11 protein-coding genes are annotated in these 14,309 nt (G+C 72.8%); 7 read left to right on the top strand and 4 right to left on the bottom strand.

Translation table 11 applies throughout. The features are described from left to right. Nucleotides 1–98: 98 nt before the first annotated feature. Together speB and CG740_RS30085 are read right to left on the bottom strand one after the other, a co-directional pair. On the bottom strand, nt 99–1,064 hold the full coding sequence (speB, locus tag CG740_RS30090; protein WP_100578435.1) for an agmatinase: 966 nt from the start codon (nt 1,062–1,064) through the stop codon (nt 99–101). Nucleotides 1,065–1,111: 47 nt separating this feature from the next. Then, on the bottom strand, nt 1,112–2,590 hold the full coding sequence (locus CG740_RS30085; RefSeq protein WP_100578434.1) for a sodium:solute symporter: 1,479 nt from the start codon (nt 2,588–2,590) through the stop codon (nt 1,112–1,114). A gap of 209 nt (nt 2,591–2,799) precedes the next feature. Between CG740_RS30085 and CG740_RS30080 the strand changes: the two genes are divergently transcribed. The 4 genes from CG740_RS30080 to CG740_RS30065 all read left to right on the top strand — a co-directional run bounded on the left by CG740_RS30080 (nt 2,800) and on the right by CG740_RS30065 (nt 7,653). Continuing rightward, nucleotides 2,800–4,434: a PucR family transcriptional regulator gene (locus CG740_RS30080; RefSeq protein ID WP_234376554.1), complete on the top strand. Its 1,635-nt coding sequence runs from the start codon at nt 2,800–2,802 to the stop codon at nt 4,432–4,434. A 164-nt stretch (nt 4,435–4,598) separates the two neighbouring features. Further along, nucleotides 4,599–5,756, top strand: a complete 1,158-nt coding sequence (locus CG740_RS30075) for an acyl-CoA dehydrogenase family protein (protein ID WP_100578432.1) — start codon at nt 4,599–4,601, stop codon at nt 5,754–5,756. 33 nt (nt 5,757–5,789) lie between these two features. After that, nucleotides 5,790–6,662 carry an acyl-CoA thioesterase II gene (tesB, locus tag CG740_RS30070; RefSeq protein WP_100578431.1) on the top strand — a complete coding sequence of 291 codons (873 nt, stop codon included), beginning with the start codon at nt 5,790–5,792 and terminating at the stop codon, nt 6,660–6,662. 37 nt (nt 6,663–6,699) lie between these two features. Beyond that, the gene (locus CG740_RS30065) at nt 6,700–7,653 is read left to right on the top strand and encodes a cation diffusion facilitator family transporter (RefSeq protein ID WP_100578430.1); all 954 of its coding nucleotides are present in this window, start codon (nt 6,700–6,702) and stop codon (nt 7,651–7,653) included. Nucleotides 7,654–8,130: 477 nt separating this feature from the next. Here the strand turns inward: CG740_RS30065 and CG740_RS30060 are convergent, their stop codons facing one another. Together CG740_RS30060 and CG740_RS30055 are read right to left on the bottom strand one after the other, a co-directional pair. After that, nucleotides 8,131–8,901, bottom strand: coding sequence for a phosphatase (locus CG740_RS30060; protein ID WP_100578521.1), 771 nt, complete (start codon nt 8,899–8,901; stop codon nt 8,131–8,133). A gap of 138 nt (nt 8,902–9,039) precedes the next feature. Further along, complete coding sequence (locus CG740_RS30055; protein ID WP_100578429.1) at nt 9,040–9,636, bottom strand: SACE_7040 family transcriptional regulator; 597 nt, start codon at nt 9,634–9,636, stop codon at nt 9,040–9,042. 110 nt (nt 9,637–9,746) lie between these two features. On the opposite strand from CG740_RS30055, the gene CG740_RS30050 reads away from it, so the two are divergent. The 3 genes from CG740_RS30050 (at nt 9,747) to CG740_RS30040 (ending at nt 14,307) form a co-directional block, all read left to right on the top strand. Next, nucleotides 9,747–11,354: a carboxyl transferase domain-containing protein gene (locus CG740_RS30050; protein ID WP_100578428.1), complete on the top strand. Its 1,608-nt coding sequence runs from the start codon at nt 9,747–9,749 to the stop codon at nt 11,352–11,354. Between the two features lie 62 nt (nt 11,355–11,416). Next, on the top strand, nt 11,417–13,375 hold the full coding sequence (locus CG740_RS30045) for an ATP-binding protein (protein WP_100578427.1): 1,959 nt from the start codon (nt 11,417–11,419) through the stop codon (nt 13,373–13,375). Beyond that, entirely contained in the window at nt 13,372–14,307 is a 936-nt protein-coding gene (locus CG740_RS30040) for a hydroxymethylglutaryl-CoA lyase (RefSeq protein ID WP_100578426.1), read from the top strand. Before CG740_RS30045 ends, CG740_RS30040 begins: the two co-directional genes overlap by 4 nt. Nucleotides 14,308–14,309 lie beyond the last annotated feature (2 nt).

The raw sequence follows: 14,309 nt of genomic DNA, 5'->3' as shown, positions 1-14,309 counted from the left end.
CTCCTTGGAGTCCTTGGAGCTCGGCTTCGGCCCGGCGCCGGTCCCCCGGCCGCCGGGCCGCGGCCGCTGATCGTTTCCCGGTCCGTTCCGTTCCGCGCTCAGGCGCGGGCGGCCGCGATCTGCCGGGACATGATCGTGGTCAGCTCGTAGGCGGTGTGCGAGGCGGCCACGCTGGTGATCTCGGCGTGGTCGTAGGCCGGGGCGACCTCGACGACGTCGGCGGAGACCAGGTTGCAGGAGGCGAGGCCCCGCAGGATCTCCAGGAGCTCGCGCGAGGTCATGCCGCCGGCCTCGGGGGTGCCGGTGCCGGGCGCGTGGGCCGGGTCCAGGCAGTCGATGTCGATGGAGATGTAGAGCGGGCGGTCGCCGATGCGCTGGCGGAGCTGGTCGGCGACCTCGTCGGCGCCGCGCCGGTAGACGTCGGCGGAGGTGACGATGCCGAAGCCCATCTTCTCGTCGTCCGTCAGGTCCTGCTTGCCGTACAGCGGGCCGCGGGTGCCGACGTGCGAGAGCGCCTCGGTGTCGAGGATGCCTTCCTCGACGGCCCGGCGGAACGGGGTGCCGTGGGTGTACTCGGCGCCGAAGTAGGTGTCCCAGGTGTCGAGGTGCGCGTCGAAGTGGAGCAGCGCGACCGGCCCGTGCTTCTTGGCGACCGAGCGCAGCAGCGGCAGCGCGATGGTGTGGTCGCCGCCGAGCGTCATGAGGCGGGCGCCGGTGGAGAGCAGCTCGTCGGCCGCACCCTCGATCGTCTCGACCGCCTCGTTGATGTTGAACGGGTTGGCCGCGATGTCACCGGCGTCGGCGACCTGGGCGAGCGCGAACGGCGAGGCGTCCTGCGCCGGGTTGTACGGGCGCAGCAGGCGGGAGGCCTCGCGGATGGCGTTGCCGCCGAAGCGGGCGCCGGGCCGGTAGGAGACACCGCTGTCGAAGGGCACGCCGACCACGGCGACATCGGCGGTGCCGACCTCGTCGAGGCGGGGCAGCCGGGCGAAGGTCGCGGGCCCGGCGTACCGCGGAATGCGGGACGAGTCGATCGGACCGCGCGGCGTTTCGTTGCTGCTCATCTGAATTGCCCTTCGTTTCAGCGTTTATGCGCTTTATCAGTGTGACTCTAGCTGTGTGCCGGTGCCGCTTCGGCCGCCGCCGGCTCGTCCCCGTCCGGATGCGCCCCGCGGCCGGCCAGCCGCTCGCGCCAGACGGCGAGCACCGCGGCGTCGGTCGGCTTCGTCGCGTACGACACGACGACGTACGCGAGGAGCGAGGCGAGCAGTCCGTAGTAGACGGGCTCGTTGGCGAGGATGCCGTAGCGGACCATGAGCGCGACGACCGCGAGGCCGCCGACGGCCACCGAGGCGAGCGCGCCCGAGGCGGTGCCGCGCTTCCACAGCAGCCCGCCGAGGATCGGCACGAGCAGCCCGCCCACGAGCAGGTCGTAGGCGACGGTGAGGCCCTCGACGACGCTGCTCAGCCGGGTCGCGATGACGATCACCGCGATCCCCATGATCAGGATGAAGACCCGGTTGCCCCGGACCTCGTCGTGGTCGGCGCCGCTCTGCCCGGACCTGCCCCGCAGCCGCGCCCAGATGTCGTTGTTGGCGACGGTGGCCGAGGCGATGAGCGCGCCGGAGGAGGTGGACATCACGGCGGCGAGGGCCGCGGCGAGCACCAACCCCCTGACGCCGACGGGGAGTTCGGCCTTGACGATGGTGGCGAACGCGTCGTCGGCGCTGGTGAGGTCCGGGTAGAGCACCTTGGCGGCGGTGCCGATGACAGCGCCCGCGACGGCGTACACCAGACAGTACGTACCGGCGACGGTGCCGCCGAGCCGGGCGACCTTGTCGCTGCGCGCGGTGAACACGCGCTGCCAGATGTCCTGCCCGATGAGCATGCCGAACGTGTAGATCAGGACGTACGTGAAGATCGTCTCGCCGCCGATGCCGAGCGGGTCGAAGTAGCCGGTGGGCAGCTTCGCCTTCATCGCGCCGAAGCCGCCGGCCTTGACGACGGCGATGGGCAGCAGGAGCAGCAGCACCCCGATCGTCTTGACGACGAACTGGACCATGTCGGTGAGGGTGATGGACCACATGCCGCCGAGCGTCGAGTACGCGACGACGATGGCCCCGCCCAGGATGATCGCGACCGTCCGGTTCAGGTCGAACAGGACGTCGAAGATGGTGGCGTACGCGATGGTCGAGGTGACCGCGAGCATCAGCGTGTAGGCCCACATCACGAGGCCGGAGATGAGCCCGGCCCGGCCGCCGTAGCGCAGGTCCAGCATCTCGGAGACGGTGTAGACGCGCAGCCGCGCGATGCGGGCGGAGAAGAACACGGAGAGCGCGAGCAGGCCGAGGCCGATGGTGAACACCATCCAGGCGCCCGACAGGCCGTACTTGTAGCCGAGGCCGACGCCGCCGATGGTGGAGGCGCCGCCGAGCACGATGGCGGCCATGGTGCCGGAGTACATCGCGGGCCCCAACCGCCGCCCGGCGACCAGGAATTCGGACTTCGACCGGGCGCGGCGCATGCCCCACCAGCCCATCGCCAGCATCCCGGCGAGATAGACGACGATCACTGTGTAGTCGACGGCCATGCGGGGCCCTCCTTCGCGCTCACTCGGTGGCGTGTCGTGCGGGGAGACCTCGGCGTACCAGGGGGGCACCGAGGTTCCGTCGGCTGTTCGCGGGGACATCCGCCCGTACCCGCGGCCTTCGGTTCGGCACGACCCTAGGTGGCCGGAAAGCAACGCTGAAGTGTACGTTTCCTCCACTCCTGACGCCGCCGATGGATGGATCGTCCACCATGCCGGACCCGACCGACCCGCCCAGCCCGTCCAGCCCGACCGCACCGGCCGCGCCGACCGCACCCCCCACCCCGCCGGTCGCGCTCGCCGCGCTGCTGGCCCGCGCCGACCTCGGTCTGCGGCAGCTGGCGGGACCCCCGGACGCGTCCATCCGCTGGGTGCACACCTCCGAGATGGCCGACCCGTTCCCGTACCTGCTCGGCGGGGAGCTGCTGCTGACGGCGGGGGTGCAGCTCCCCGACCCCGAGGTGTACGTGTCCCGGGTGGCGGCGGCGGGGGCGGCGGCCCTCGGCTTCGGCGTCGCCCCCGTGTACGACGCGGTCCCGCCCGCCCTGGTGGCGGCCTGCGCCCGCCACGGCCTCCCCCTTCTGGAGGTGCCGCCGCAGACGACGTTCTCGGGGGTGGCCCGGGCGGTGTGGCTGCTGATGGCGCGGGCGCGGGAGGACGAGTTGCGGAGGGTGAGCGGGGGCCAGCGGGCGCTGGCCACGGCTGCGGCCCGGCCCGAGCCGGTGGGGGCGGTGCTGCGGGTGCTGGCGGGTCGGCTCGGGGGGTGGGCGGCGCTCATGACCCCGGCGGGGTCGGTGGTGGATTCGGCGGGGCCGGAGCCGTCCGATTCCGTGCGGGCGGGGGTGCGGGGGCTGGTGCGGGTGGTGGCGCCTTCGGCGGACTTTCCCCACCCCGCCCCTCCCCGCAGGCCGCCGGCGGATGATGTGCAGGCCGCGGGCCGCCGGACACGGGGCTCCGCCCCGGACCCCGCTGCTCAAGCGCCGGAGGGGCCGAACAGCCCAGCGCCTCCGGAGTACACGCCCCCGGAGGCTCGCGGCGGAGCCGCTGAGTGCCACAGCGGGAAGGGGCGGGGTGGCGTGGGGGCACTGACCGCCAGCGACACCGTGGCCGGCACCCACCTCACCGCCTACGCCCTCGCCGGGCCCCGCGTGCTCGCCCTCGCCACCCCGCACCGCGCCCCCGGCGACCACACCATCGCCGGGGTCGCGGCCGTGCTGCTCACGCTGCTCACCGCGGAGCGGCCGGGCGCCGACGAGGCGGCCCGTTCGGCCGCGCTGGTGCGGATGCTGCTGGGCGGCACCCCGCTGGACACCGCCGAGCTCCTCGGCGCGGGGCCGTGGACCGTCGTGCACGCCCGGGGCCAGGGCCCGGCCCCCGACCTCGGCACTCCGCTGGTCGAGGCGGACGGCCCCCGCCTGCGCGCCCTCGCACCGGCCGACCGCGAGGTCACCCCGCACCCCGGCTGGACGCTGGGCATCAGCGCGCCGGCCGCGCTGGACGGGCTCGCGGTCGCCGACACCCAGGCGGCTCGCGCCCTGGAGCGCGCGGAGGCGACCCGCGCCGCCCTCGCCCGGCACCGGTCCGCCGGATTCGGGGCGCTCGTGGACCCCGGGGAGGCCGCCGCGTACGCCCGCGAACTGCTCGCCCCGCTCACCGAGACCCTGCGCACCACCCTGCGCACCTGGCTCTCGCTGCACGGGAGTTGGGACCGCAGCGCGGTGGCGCTCGGGGTCCACCGCAACACCGTCCGCCAACGGATCGGCCGCTGCGCGGCGCTGCTCGGCTCCGACCTGGACGACATGGACGTCCGCACGGAGCTGTGGCTGGCGCTGAAGCAGCAGGGCTGAACCCGGCGGAGCGGGGCCGGGTGGCGTCCGACAGTGGGGCGTCTCACTCTGGCTCTGTGCCTCCGGATCCCCGGACCTCTGGACAGTGCCGGTGACTGCCGGGTAACTTCGTTATTCAACCTGAGCAAGCGCTTAGCCGAATGTGTGAGCCGAGGAGGGCGACCGTGCGCCGTACGGTATTCGACGAAGACCACGAGGCGTTCCGGGAGACCCTGCGCGCCTTCATCGAGGCCGAGGTCGTCCCGGCCTACGACGAGTGGTTCGCGCAGGGCATCGTGCCGCGCGAGTTCTACTACAAGCTCGCCGAGCTGGGCATCTTCGGCATCCGGGTGGACGAGGAGTTCGGCGGCGCCGGCATCGACTCGTACAAGTTCGAGGCCGTGATGTACGAGGAGACGGCCCGCGCGGGCGTCCAGTTCGGCGGCTCGGGCGTGCACGTGCTGCTCGGCCTGCCGTACATCAAGATGCTCGCCACCGACGAGCAGAAGAAGCGCTTCCTGCCGAAGTTCGTCTCCGGCGAGGAGATGTGGGCGCTGGCGATGACCGAGCCGGGCACCGGCTCCGACCTCGCGGGCATGAAGACCACCGCCAAGCTCTCCGAGGACGGCTCGCACTACGTCCTCAACGGCGCCAAGACCTTCATCACCGGCGGTGTGCACGCCGACCGCGTGATCGTCTGCGCCCGCACCGACGCCCCCTCCGCCGAGGACCGCCGCCACGGCATCTCGCTGTTCGCGGTGGACACCAAGTCCGAGGGCTACTCGGTCGGCCGCAAGCTCGACAAGCTCGGCCTGAAGACCTCCGACACCGCCGAGCTGGCCTTCGTCGACGTCAAGGTCCCCGCCGAGGACCTGCTCGGCGAGGAGAACAAGGGCTTCTACTACCTCGGCCACAACCTCGCCTCCGAGCGCTGGGGCATCGCGTTCGGCGCGTACGCCCAGGCCAAGGCGGCCGTCCGGTTCGCCAAGGAGTACGTCCAGGACCGCACGGTCTTCGGCAAGACGGTCGCCTCGTTCCAGAACACCAAGTTCGAACTGGCCGCCTGCCAGGCCGAGGTGGACGCCGCCGAGGCGGTCGCCGACCGCGCCCTGGAGGCGCTGGACGCGGGCGAGCTGACGCCGGCCGAGGCCGCGTCCGCGAAGCTGTTCTGCACCGAGGTCGCGCACCGCGTCATCGACCGCTGCCTCCAGCTGCACGGCGGCTACGGCTTCATGAACGAGTACCCGATCGCCCGCCTGTACGCCGACAACCGGGTGAACCGGATCTACGGCGGCACGAGCGAGATCATGAAGTCGATCATCGCCAAGAACATGGGCCTGTAGGAACCGTCACGGCGGTCGGATACAACTACCTTCATGCATCAGGCACTTGAGACCCTCCTCGATCTGCTCGACCTGGAGCGGATCGAGGAGGACATCTTCCGCGGCCGGTCCCGCTCGGCACTCGTGCCGCGCGTCTTCGGCGGCCAGGTGGCCGCGCAGGCGCTGGTCGCCGCGGGCCGCACCGTGCCCGCCGACCGGATGGCGCACTCGCTGCACGCCTACTTCCTGCGGGCCGGCGACCCGGGCGCGCCGATCGTCTACACCGTCGACCGCATCCGCGACGGCGCCTCCTTCACCACCCGCCGCGTCGTCGCCATCCAGCACGGGCAGCCGATCTTCCACCTCTCCGCGTCGTTCCAGACGTACGAGGAGGGCATGGAGCACCAGGCCGGCATGCCGACCGCGCCGGACCCGGAGTCGCTGCCGACCGCCGCCGAGATGCTGCCGCGGTACGCGGACGCCTTCCGCGACCCGGGCGTGGTGGACCGGCTGATCGAGGCCCGCGCGGCCGTCGATCTGCGGTACGTGGACGCGCCGCCGTGGGGCAGCGTCGGCACCCCGCGCGAACCGCGCTCGCAGGTGTGGTTCCGCACCAACGGCAAGCTCGCCGACGACCCGCTGCTGCACGTGTGCCTGGCGACCTACGTCTCCGACATGACGCTGCTCGACTCGGTGCTGCTCGCCCACGGGCGGGGCGGCTGGGCGGTCGGGGACGTGGTGGGCGCCTCGCTCGACCACGCGATGTGGTTCCACCGCCCCTTCCGCGCCGACGAATGGCTGCTCTACGACCAGGAGTCGCCCTCGGCGTCCGGCGGACGCGGGCTCGGGCAGGCGCGGATCTACACGCAGGACGGGCGGCTCGCGATCACGGTGATCCAGGAGGGCGTCGTCCGCATCCCGCGCTGACGTCGCCGGGCCCGGGGATCGGACATACCGTCCGGGTATGAGCGCATCGGACGAGGGCGTCGTCGGCGACGGCGGCGGCGGCGGCGAGAGCACGATCACGGTCGTCGTCGCGGCGACCGCCAACCTCGGGATCGCGCTGGCGAAGGCGGTCGCCGGGGTGATCAGCGGGTCCAGCGCGATGCTGTCGGAAGCCGCGCACTCGCTCGCCGACACGGTCACCGAACTGCTCCTGCTCACCGCGCTCAAGCGCAGCGAGAAGCCGGCCGACGAGGAACACCCGCTCGGGTACGGGCCCGAGCGCTACATCTGGGCGATGTTCGCGGCGGTCGCCACGTTCGTCGGCGGCGCGGTGTTCTCGGTCTACGACGGCATCCACACGCTGGTGGCGGGCGAGGAACTGGGCGACCCGCTCGTCTCCTACCTCGTCCTCGCGGTCGCCTTCCTCCCGGAGGGCTACTCCCTGCGGACCGGCCTGCGCCAGGTGAAGGCGGAGGCGGCGCGGCTCGGGGCGCCGGTGGGCCGCTACTTCCGCCTGACCCCGGACACCGCGGTCAAGGCGGTGGTGATGGAGGACTCCGCCGCCCTGGCCGGACTGCTGCTCGCCGCGGGCGGCCTGCTCGGCGGCCAGCTCACGGGCTCCGGCGTCTGGGACGGTACGGCGTCCGTGCTGATCGGCCTGCTCCTGGTGTACGTGGCGTGGGAGCTGGGCCGGTCCAACGCGCGCCTGCTGATCGGCCGTCCGCTGCCGCCGGAGATGCGGGACGGGGTGCGGGCCGTGCTGCTCGGGGTGCCGCACGTCGAAGCGGTGCTCGACCTGACCACGCTGATCCAGGGGCCGGAGGAGATCCTGATCGCCGCGAAGATCGACTTCCGGGACGTGTCGACGGCGGCGGAGGTCGAGCGGGCCTGCGACGAGGCGGAGGCCCGCCTGCGCGCCCGCTTCCCGGCCATCCGCCGGGTCTACCTGGACCCGACCCCCTCCGCCGCGTAGCGCCCTGCCCCGGCCCCGGCCCCGGGGTGGCTCGCGCCCCGCGCCCCCCACCCCGTTTTCGTCCGTCCACCGTGCGTGGCTGGTCGCGCAGTTCCCCGCGCCCCTGAACCCGCCTTCGTCCGCAGACCGTGCGTGGCTCGTCGCGCAGTTCCCCGCGCCCCCAACCCCGTTTTCGTCCGCCCACCGTGCGTGGCTCGTCGCGCAGTTCCCCGCGCCCCTGAACCCGCCTTCGTCCGCAGACCGTAGGGGCCATTCGCGCAGTTCCTCGCGCCCCCAACCCCCTTCTCGTCCGGCCACCGTGCGTGGCTGGTCGCGCAGTTCCCCGCGCCCCTGGCAGTACTGTGCCGGCCCGCACCGGGGCATTTCAGCCCGTCCGGCGTTTGAGGACGAGCGCCGTTCAGGCGCGAACGGGGGTCTGGGGGCGGAGCCCCCAGGGGCCGGAACCAACCAACCCCGGGCAACGGGATGGGGCGGGGGTCAGGCCTCCAGGCCCGCCGCCGCGAGGAGGTACGCCGTCATGGGCTCGTAGAAGCGCGGGTCCAGGACGTGGTCGTCCAGGGGAACCGTCACCTGGAGCAAACCCTCCGCCTCCGCAAGGAACAGCGCGGGGTCATTGCAGTCCGCGTACCCCACAGAGTCCACGCCCCGCTGCCCCGCACACCCCGCCCACCCGTGGTCCGCGACCACAAGGTCCGGCGGAGTCTCCAGCGCGTCCAGAATCGCCCGCATCGGCTCCGGCGAATGGGTGTGCCACAGCGACGCGCCCCGCTCGAAGACGGCCACGTCCGCGAACTGCACGACGTACCCCTCGTCCGCGGTGAGCCCGCCGGGGATCCGTACGATCTCGCAGCCCGCCGCCCGCAGCCCCGCCGCGGTCCGGCTGTGCACGTCGAGGAGCGCACCGGGGTGCCCGGTGGCGAAAAGGACCCGCTCCCGCCCCGCCGCGGCCTTGCGCAGCCGCGCCGCCATCCGGTCCAGGCCGTCGACGGTCAGCTCGGGGTCGATGGTGTCCTGGCCGGTGCGGTGCCCGGGGTCGTCCACGACGCCGCAGCGCTCGGCCATCACCGCGAGCACGTCCTGCTCGTCCGTCCAGCGGTCCCCCAGCTCAAGGCCCAGCCAGTAGTGGCGGTCGCCGTTGGCGAGCTTGCGGTAGTGGGAGAGGTTGTTGTCGCGGGGCGTGGCGACATCACCGGCGATACGGGTGCGGACGAGGTGGTCGACAAGGGCGGCACGGCTGGGTATCGGCATGCCGCCCATTCTGCCCCGAGCAAGCCGCGCACGACCTGTCCGTCCCGAGCAGCGGACCCGTACCGACCGCGCGGCGAAACGCAGAGGGGCCGGACCGCAGCCCGCGGCGCCGCACCCCGTCCGGCCCGCTCAGCCCGCTCAGCCCGCGTCGAGCGAGGCGAAGGCCCCGTGCGCCAGTCGGCGAAGGAGCGTCTCGGTGGCGGTGCGGCCGGGCAGCCCGGAGCCGTTCGAGCCGAGGTGCGGCGTCGAGTTGAGCAGCCCGAACACGGCGTGCACCGCCCCGCGCACCTCCGCCTCCGGCACCGGCGGATACAGCTCCCGCACGGCCCCGACCCACAGCTCGACGTACTGCCGCTGGAGCTGGCGCACCAGCTTGCGGTCGCTGTCGCGGAGCCGGTCGAGCTCGCGGTCGTGCAGGGTGATCAGCGACCGGTCGTCCAGGGCGAAGTCGATGTGCCCGTCGATGAGCGAGCCGAGCAGCCGCTCGGGGTCGCCCGCCGCCTCGGCGACCCGCTTGCGGCCGCCGTCGTACAGCCGCCCGCTGATCCCGACCAGCAGCTCGGCCAGCATCGCGTCCTTGCCGGCGAAGTGCCGGTACAGGCCGGGGCCGCTGATGCCGACCGCGGCGCCTATCTCGTCGACGCCGACGCCGTGGAAGCCGCGTTCCGCGAACAGCCGGGCGGCCTCGCGCAGGATCTGCTCGCGGCGGGTGGGGGCGTCGGTACGGGTGCTCATGGGAATTCATTCTAGACAATGCGGTTAGCGCTCGTTAACCTGAAGGCAATGAGTTAACGGTCACTAACATCCGTTGACTTCGGCGCGTACGGGCAAGGGGGCTCGACACGATGCAGCAGGCACCGGTCCTGGGGAGTGCGGAGGATCCCGCATCCGAGGCCTGGCAGGCCAACGAGGCGGCCCATCGCGCGCTCGGCGACGAGCTGCGGACCCGGCTCGCCGCGGCCCGGCTCGGCGGGGGCGAGCGCTCCCGCGCGCGGCATGTCGCGCGCGGCAAGCTGCTGCCGAGGGACCGCGTGGACACGCTCCTCGACCCCGGCTCGCCCTTCCTTGAGCTGGCCCCACTGGCCGCCGAGGGCATGTACGGCGGGCAGGCGCCCGCCGCGGGCGTGATCGCCGGGATCGGGCGGGTGAGCGGCCGCGAGTGCGTGATCGTCGCCAACGACGCCACGGTCAAGGGCGGCACGTACTACCCGATGACGGTGAAGAAGCACCTGCGCGCCCAGGAGGTGGCGCTGGAGAACCGGCTGCCCTGCCTCTATCTGGTCGACTCGGGCGGCGCGTTCCTGCCGATGCAGGACGAGGTCTTCCCCGACCGCGAGCACTTCGGGCGGATCTTCTACAACCAGGCCCGGATGTCGGGCGCGGGCATCCCCCAGATCGCCGCCGTGCTCGGTTCCTGCACGGCCGGCGGCGCGTACGTTCCCGCGATGAGCGACGAGGCCGTGATCGTCCGCAACCAGGGCACGATCTTCCTGGGCGGCCCCCCGCTGGTGAAGGCGGCGACCGGCGAGGTCGTCACGGCCGAGGAGCTGGGCGGCGGCGAGGTGCACTCACGGGTCTCCGGCGTCACCGACCACCTGGCCGAGGACGACGCGCACGCGCTCAGGATCGTCCGCAACATCGTGGCCACCCTGCCCGAGCGCGGCCCGCTGCCCTGGTCCGTGGAGCCGGCCGAGGAGCCGAAGGCCGACCCGTTCGGGCTCTACGGCGCGGTGCCGGTCGACTCGCGCACCCCCTACGACGTACGGGAAGTGATCGCCCGGGTCGTCGACGGCTCGCGCTTCCAGGAGTTCAAGGCGGAGTTCGGCCAGACGCTGGTCACCGGCTTCGCGCGGATCCACGGCCACCCGGTCGGGATCGTCGCCAACAACGGCATCCTGTTCTCCGAATCCGCCCAGAAGGGCGCCCACTTCATCGAGCTGTGCGACCAGCGCGGCATCCCGCTGGTGTTCCTGCAGAACATCTCGGGCTTCATGGTCGGCCGGGACTACGAGGCGGGCGGCATCGCCAAGCACGGCGCGAAGATGGTGACGGCCGTCGCCTGCACGCGCGTGCCGAAGCTGACCGTCGTCGTCGGCGGCTCCTACGGCGCGGGCAACTACTCGATGTGCGGCCGGGCCTACAGCCCCCGCTTCCTGTGGATGTGGCCCAACGCCAAGATCTCGGTCATGGGCGGCGAGCAGGCCGCGTCCGTCCTCGCGACCGTCAAGCGCGACCAGTTGGGGGACGACTGGAGTGCCGAGGACGAGGAGGCCTTCAAGGCCCCCATCCGCGAGCAGTACGAGACGCAGGGCAACGCCTACTACGCCACCGCCCGGCTCTGGGACGACGGGGTGATCGACCCGGTCGACACCCGCCAGGTGCTCGGCCTGGCCCTGACCGCCTGCGCCAACGCCCCGCTGGCCGACCCCGCCTTCGGCGTCTTCCGGATGTGACGCCCGCGATGGCTGAGACACCTGAGACGGCACCCACGTCGACTTCTACGTTGAGGGCTCCCATGTTCACGACAGTGCTCGTCGCCAACCGGGGCGAGATCGCGGTCCGCGTCATCCGCACCCTGCGCCGGCTCGGCATCCGCTCGGTGGCCGTCTTCTCGGACGCGGACGCCCAGGCGCGCCACGTCCGCGAGGCGGACACCGCGGTGCGCATCGGCCCCGCCGCGGCCTCCGCCAGCTATCTGCGCCCCGAGCTGCTCATCGACGCGGCGCTGCGCACCGGCGCCCAGGCGGTCCACCCGGGCTACGGCTTCCTCGCCGAGAACGCGGGCTTCGCCGCGGCCTGCGCCGAGGCGGGCCTGGTCTTCATCGGGCCGAGCGCCCAGGCGATCTCCCTGATGGGAGACAAGATCCGCGCCAAGGCGACCGTGCGCGAGGCCGGGGTCCCGGTCGTGCCGGGCTCCTCGGGCAGCGGCCTGACGGACGATCAACTGGCGCTCGCCGCACGGGAGATCGGCATGCCGGTGCTCCTCAAGCCGAGCGCGGGCGGCGGCGGCAAGGGCATGCGCCTGGTGCGCGAGGAGGCGCTGCTCGGCGACGAGATCGCGGCCGCGCGCCGCGAGGCCCGCTCCTCCTTCGGCGACGACACCCTTCTCGTGGAGCGCTGGGTCGACCGGCCGCGCCACATCGAGATCCAGGTGCTCGCCGACGGCCACGGAAACGTGATCCACCTCGGTGAGCGCGAGTGCTCGCTCCAGCGCCGCCACCAGAAGATCATCGAGGAGGCCCCCAGCGTCCTGCTCGACGAGGAGACCCGCGCGGCGATGGGCGAGGCGGCCGTCCAGGCGGCCCGCTCGTGCGGCTACTCGGGCGCGGGCACGGTCGAGTTCATCGTCCCGGGCCGCGACCCGTCCTCGTACTACTTCATGGAGATGAACACCCGCCTCCAGGTCGAGCACCCGGTGACCGAGCTCATCACCGGCGTCGACCTGGTGGAGTGGCAGCTGCGGGTCGCGGCCGGCGAGCGACTGCCGTACGAGCAGAAGGACATCACGCTCACCGGACACGCCATCGAGGCCCGCCTCTGCGCCGAAGACCCCTCCCGCGGCTTCCTGCCCTCCGGCGGCACGGTCCTGGCGCTGCGCGAGCCGCAGGGCGACGGAGTGCGTACGGACTCGGGCCTGAGCGAGGGCACCGAGGTCGGCAGCCTCTACGACCCGATGCTGTCGAAGGTCATCGCGTACGGCCCCGACCGGGCGACCGCGCTGCGCAAGCTGCGCGCCGCGCTCGCCGACACGGTCACGCTCGGCGTGCCCACCAACGCCGGGTTCCTGCGCCGCCTGCTGGCCCATCCGAACGTGGTGGCAGGCGAGTTGGACACCGGCCTGGTCGAGCGCGAGGCCGATTCCCTGGTCCCCGACGGCGTGCCCGACGAGGTGTACGCGGCAGCGGCGGCGGTCCGCCTCGACGCTTTGAGGCCCGCCCCGGCCGAGGGCTGGACCGACCCGTTCTCGGTGCCGAGCGGCTGGCGCTTGGGCGGCGAGCCGGCCCCGCTCGCCTTCCCGCTGCGCATCGCGGGACTCGAACCCGTCACGCACGCGGCACCGGCGGCCACGGTCACGGCCGACCGCGTCACCGTGGAGCTGGACGGGATCACGCACACCTTCCACCGGTCCGGAAGCTGGCTGGGCCGCGACGGCGACAGCTGGAACGTGCTGGACCACGACGCCGTCGAGGCCGCCCTGTCCGGCCGGACGCACGCCGGGGCGGACACGCTTGCCGCGCCCATGCCCGGCACCGTCACCGTCGTCAAGGTGGCGGTCGGCGACCAAGTCGACGCCGGGCAGAGCCTGTTGGTGGTCGAGGCGATGAAGATGGAGCACGTGATCTCCGCGCCGCACGCGGGCACGGTCACCGAGCTCGACGTCACCCCCGGCTCGACCGTGGCCATGGACCAGGTCCTGGCCGTCGTCACCCCGGCCGCCGATGCCGGTTCCGCCGCACCCGAGGAGACCTCATGACCCTCCCCATGGTCGTCCCGGCGCAGGACCTGCCCGCCCGGGTCCGCATCCACGAGGTGGGAGCGCGCGACGGGTTGCAGAACGAGAAGTCGGTCGTACCGACCGAGGTGAAGGCCGAGTTCGTGCACCGGCTGGCCGCCGCCGGCCTGACCACCGTCGAGGCGACGAGCTTCGTGCACCCCAAGTGGGTGCCCCAACTCGCGGACGCGGAAGCCCTGTTCCCGATGCTGGGCGATCTCGACGGCGTGGCGCTGCCCGTCCTGGTGCCGAACGAGCGGGGCCTGGACCGGGCGCTCGCGCTCGGCGCCCACCGGATCGCGGTGTTCGCCAGCGCCACCGAGTCCTTCGCCAAGGCCAATCTGAACCGGACGGTCGACGAGTCGCTCGCGATGTTCGAGCCGGTGGTGACGCGCGCGAAGGAGCACAAGGCGCATGTCCGGGGCTATCTGTCGATGTGCTTCGGCGACCCGTGGGAGGGCGCGGTGCCGGTGCACCAGGTGGTCCGCGTCGCCAAGGCCCTCGTCGACATGGGCTGCGACGAACTGAGCCTGGGCGACACCATCGGGGTCGCCACCCCGGCCCATGTGCAGAGCCTGCTCGCCGAGCTCAACGAGGAGGGCGTGCCGACCAGTTCCCTCGCGGTGCACTTCCACGACACGTACGGCCAGGCCCTGTCCAACACCCTCGCCGCCCTCCAGCACGGAGTGAGCACCGTGGATGCGTCGGCGGGCGGCCTCGGCGGCTGCCCGTACGCCAAGTCCGCGACCGGAAACCTCGCCACCGAAGACCTCGTGTGGATGCTCCAGGGCCTCGGTATCGACACCGGGGTCGACCTCGGCCTGCTCACCGCCACCAGCGTGTGGATGGCCGGACAACTGGGCCGCCCCAGCCCCTCACGCACCGTACGTGCCCTCTCCCACCAGGAGTCGTAGCC

Source organism: Streptomyces sp. CB01201, from assembly GCF_002803085.1.
GTDB classification, from domain to species: domain Bacteria; phylum Actinomycetota; class Actinomycetes; order Streptomycetales; family Streptomycetaceae; genus Streptomyces; species Streptomyces hundungensis.
Note: the sequence above shows the minus strand (reverse complement) of the source record. Positions and strands in the feature narration are given on the sequence as shown.

Coding starts and splice junctions, on each gene's coding strand:
- CG740_RS30040 (WP_100578426.1), top strand. CDS start 13,372: ATGACCCTCCCCATGGTCGTCCCGGCGCAGGACCTGCCCGCCCGGGTC.
- tesB (WP_100578431.1), top strand. CDS start 5,790: ATGCATCAGGCACTTGAGACCCTCCTCGATCTGCTCGACCTGGAGCGG.
- speB (WP_100578435.1), bottom strand. CDS start 1,064: ATGAGCAGCAACGAAACGCCGCGCGGTCCGATCGACTCGTCCCGCATT.
- CG740_RS30065 (WP_100578430.1), top strand. CDS start 6,700: ATGAGCGCATCGGACGAGGGCGTCGTCGGCGACGGCGGCGGCGGCGGC.
- CG740_RS30055 (WP_100578429.1), bottom strand. CDS start 9,636: ATGAGCACCCGTACCGACGCCCCCACCCGCCGCGAGCAGATCCTGCGC.
- CG740_RS30060 (WP_100578521.1), bottom strand. CDS start 8,901: ATGCCGATACCCAGCCGTGCCGCCCTTGTCGACCACCTCGTCCGCACC.
- CG740_RS30045 (WP_100578427.1), top strand. CDS start 11,417: ATGTTCACGACAGTGCTCGTCGCCAACCGGGGCGAGATCGCGGTCCGC.
- CG740_RS30080 (WP_234376554.1), top strand. CDS start 2,800: ATGCCGGACCCGACCGACCCGCCCAGCCCGTCCAGCCCGACCGCACCG.
- CG740_RS30085 (WP_100578434.1), bottom strand. CDS start 2,590: ATGGCCGTCGACTACACAGTGATCGTCGTCTATCTCGCCGGGATGCTG.
- CG740_RS30050 (WP_100578428.1), top strand. CDS start 9,747: ATGCAGCAGGCACCGGTCCTGGGGAGTGCGGAGGATCCCGCATCCGAG.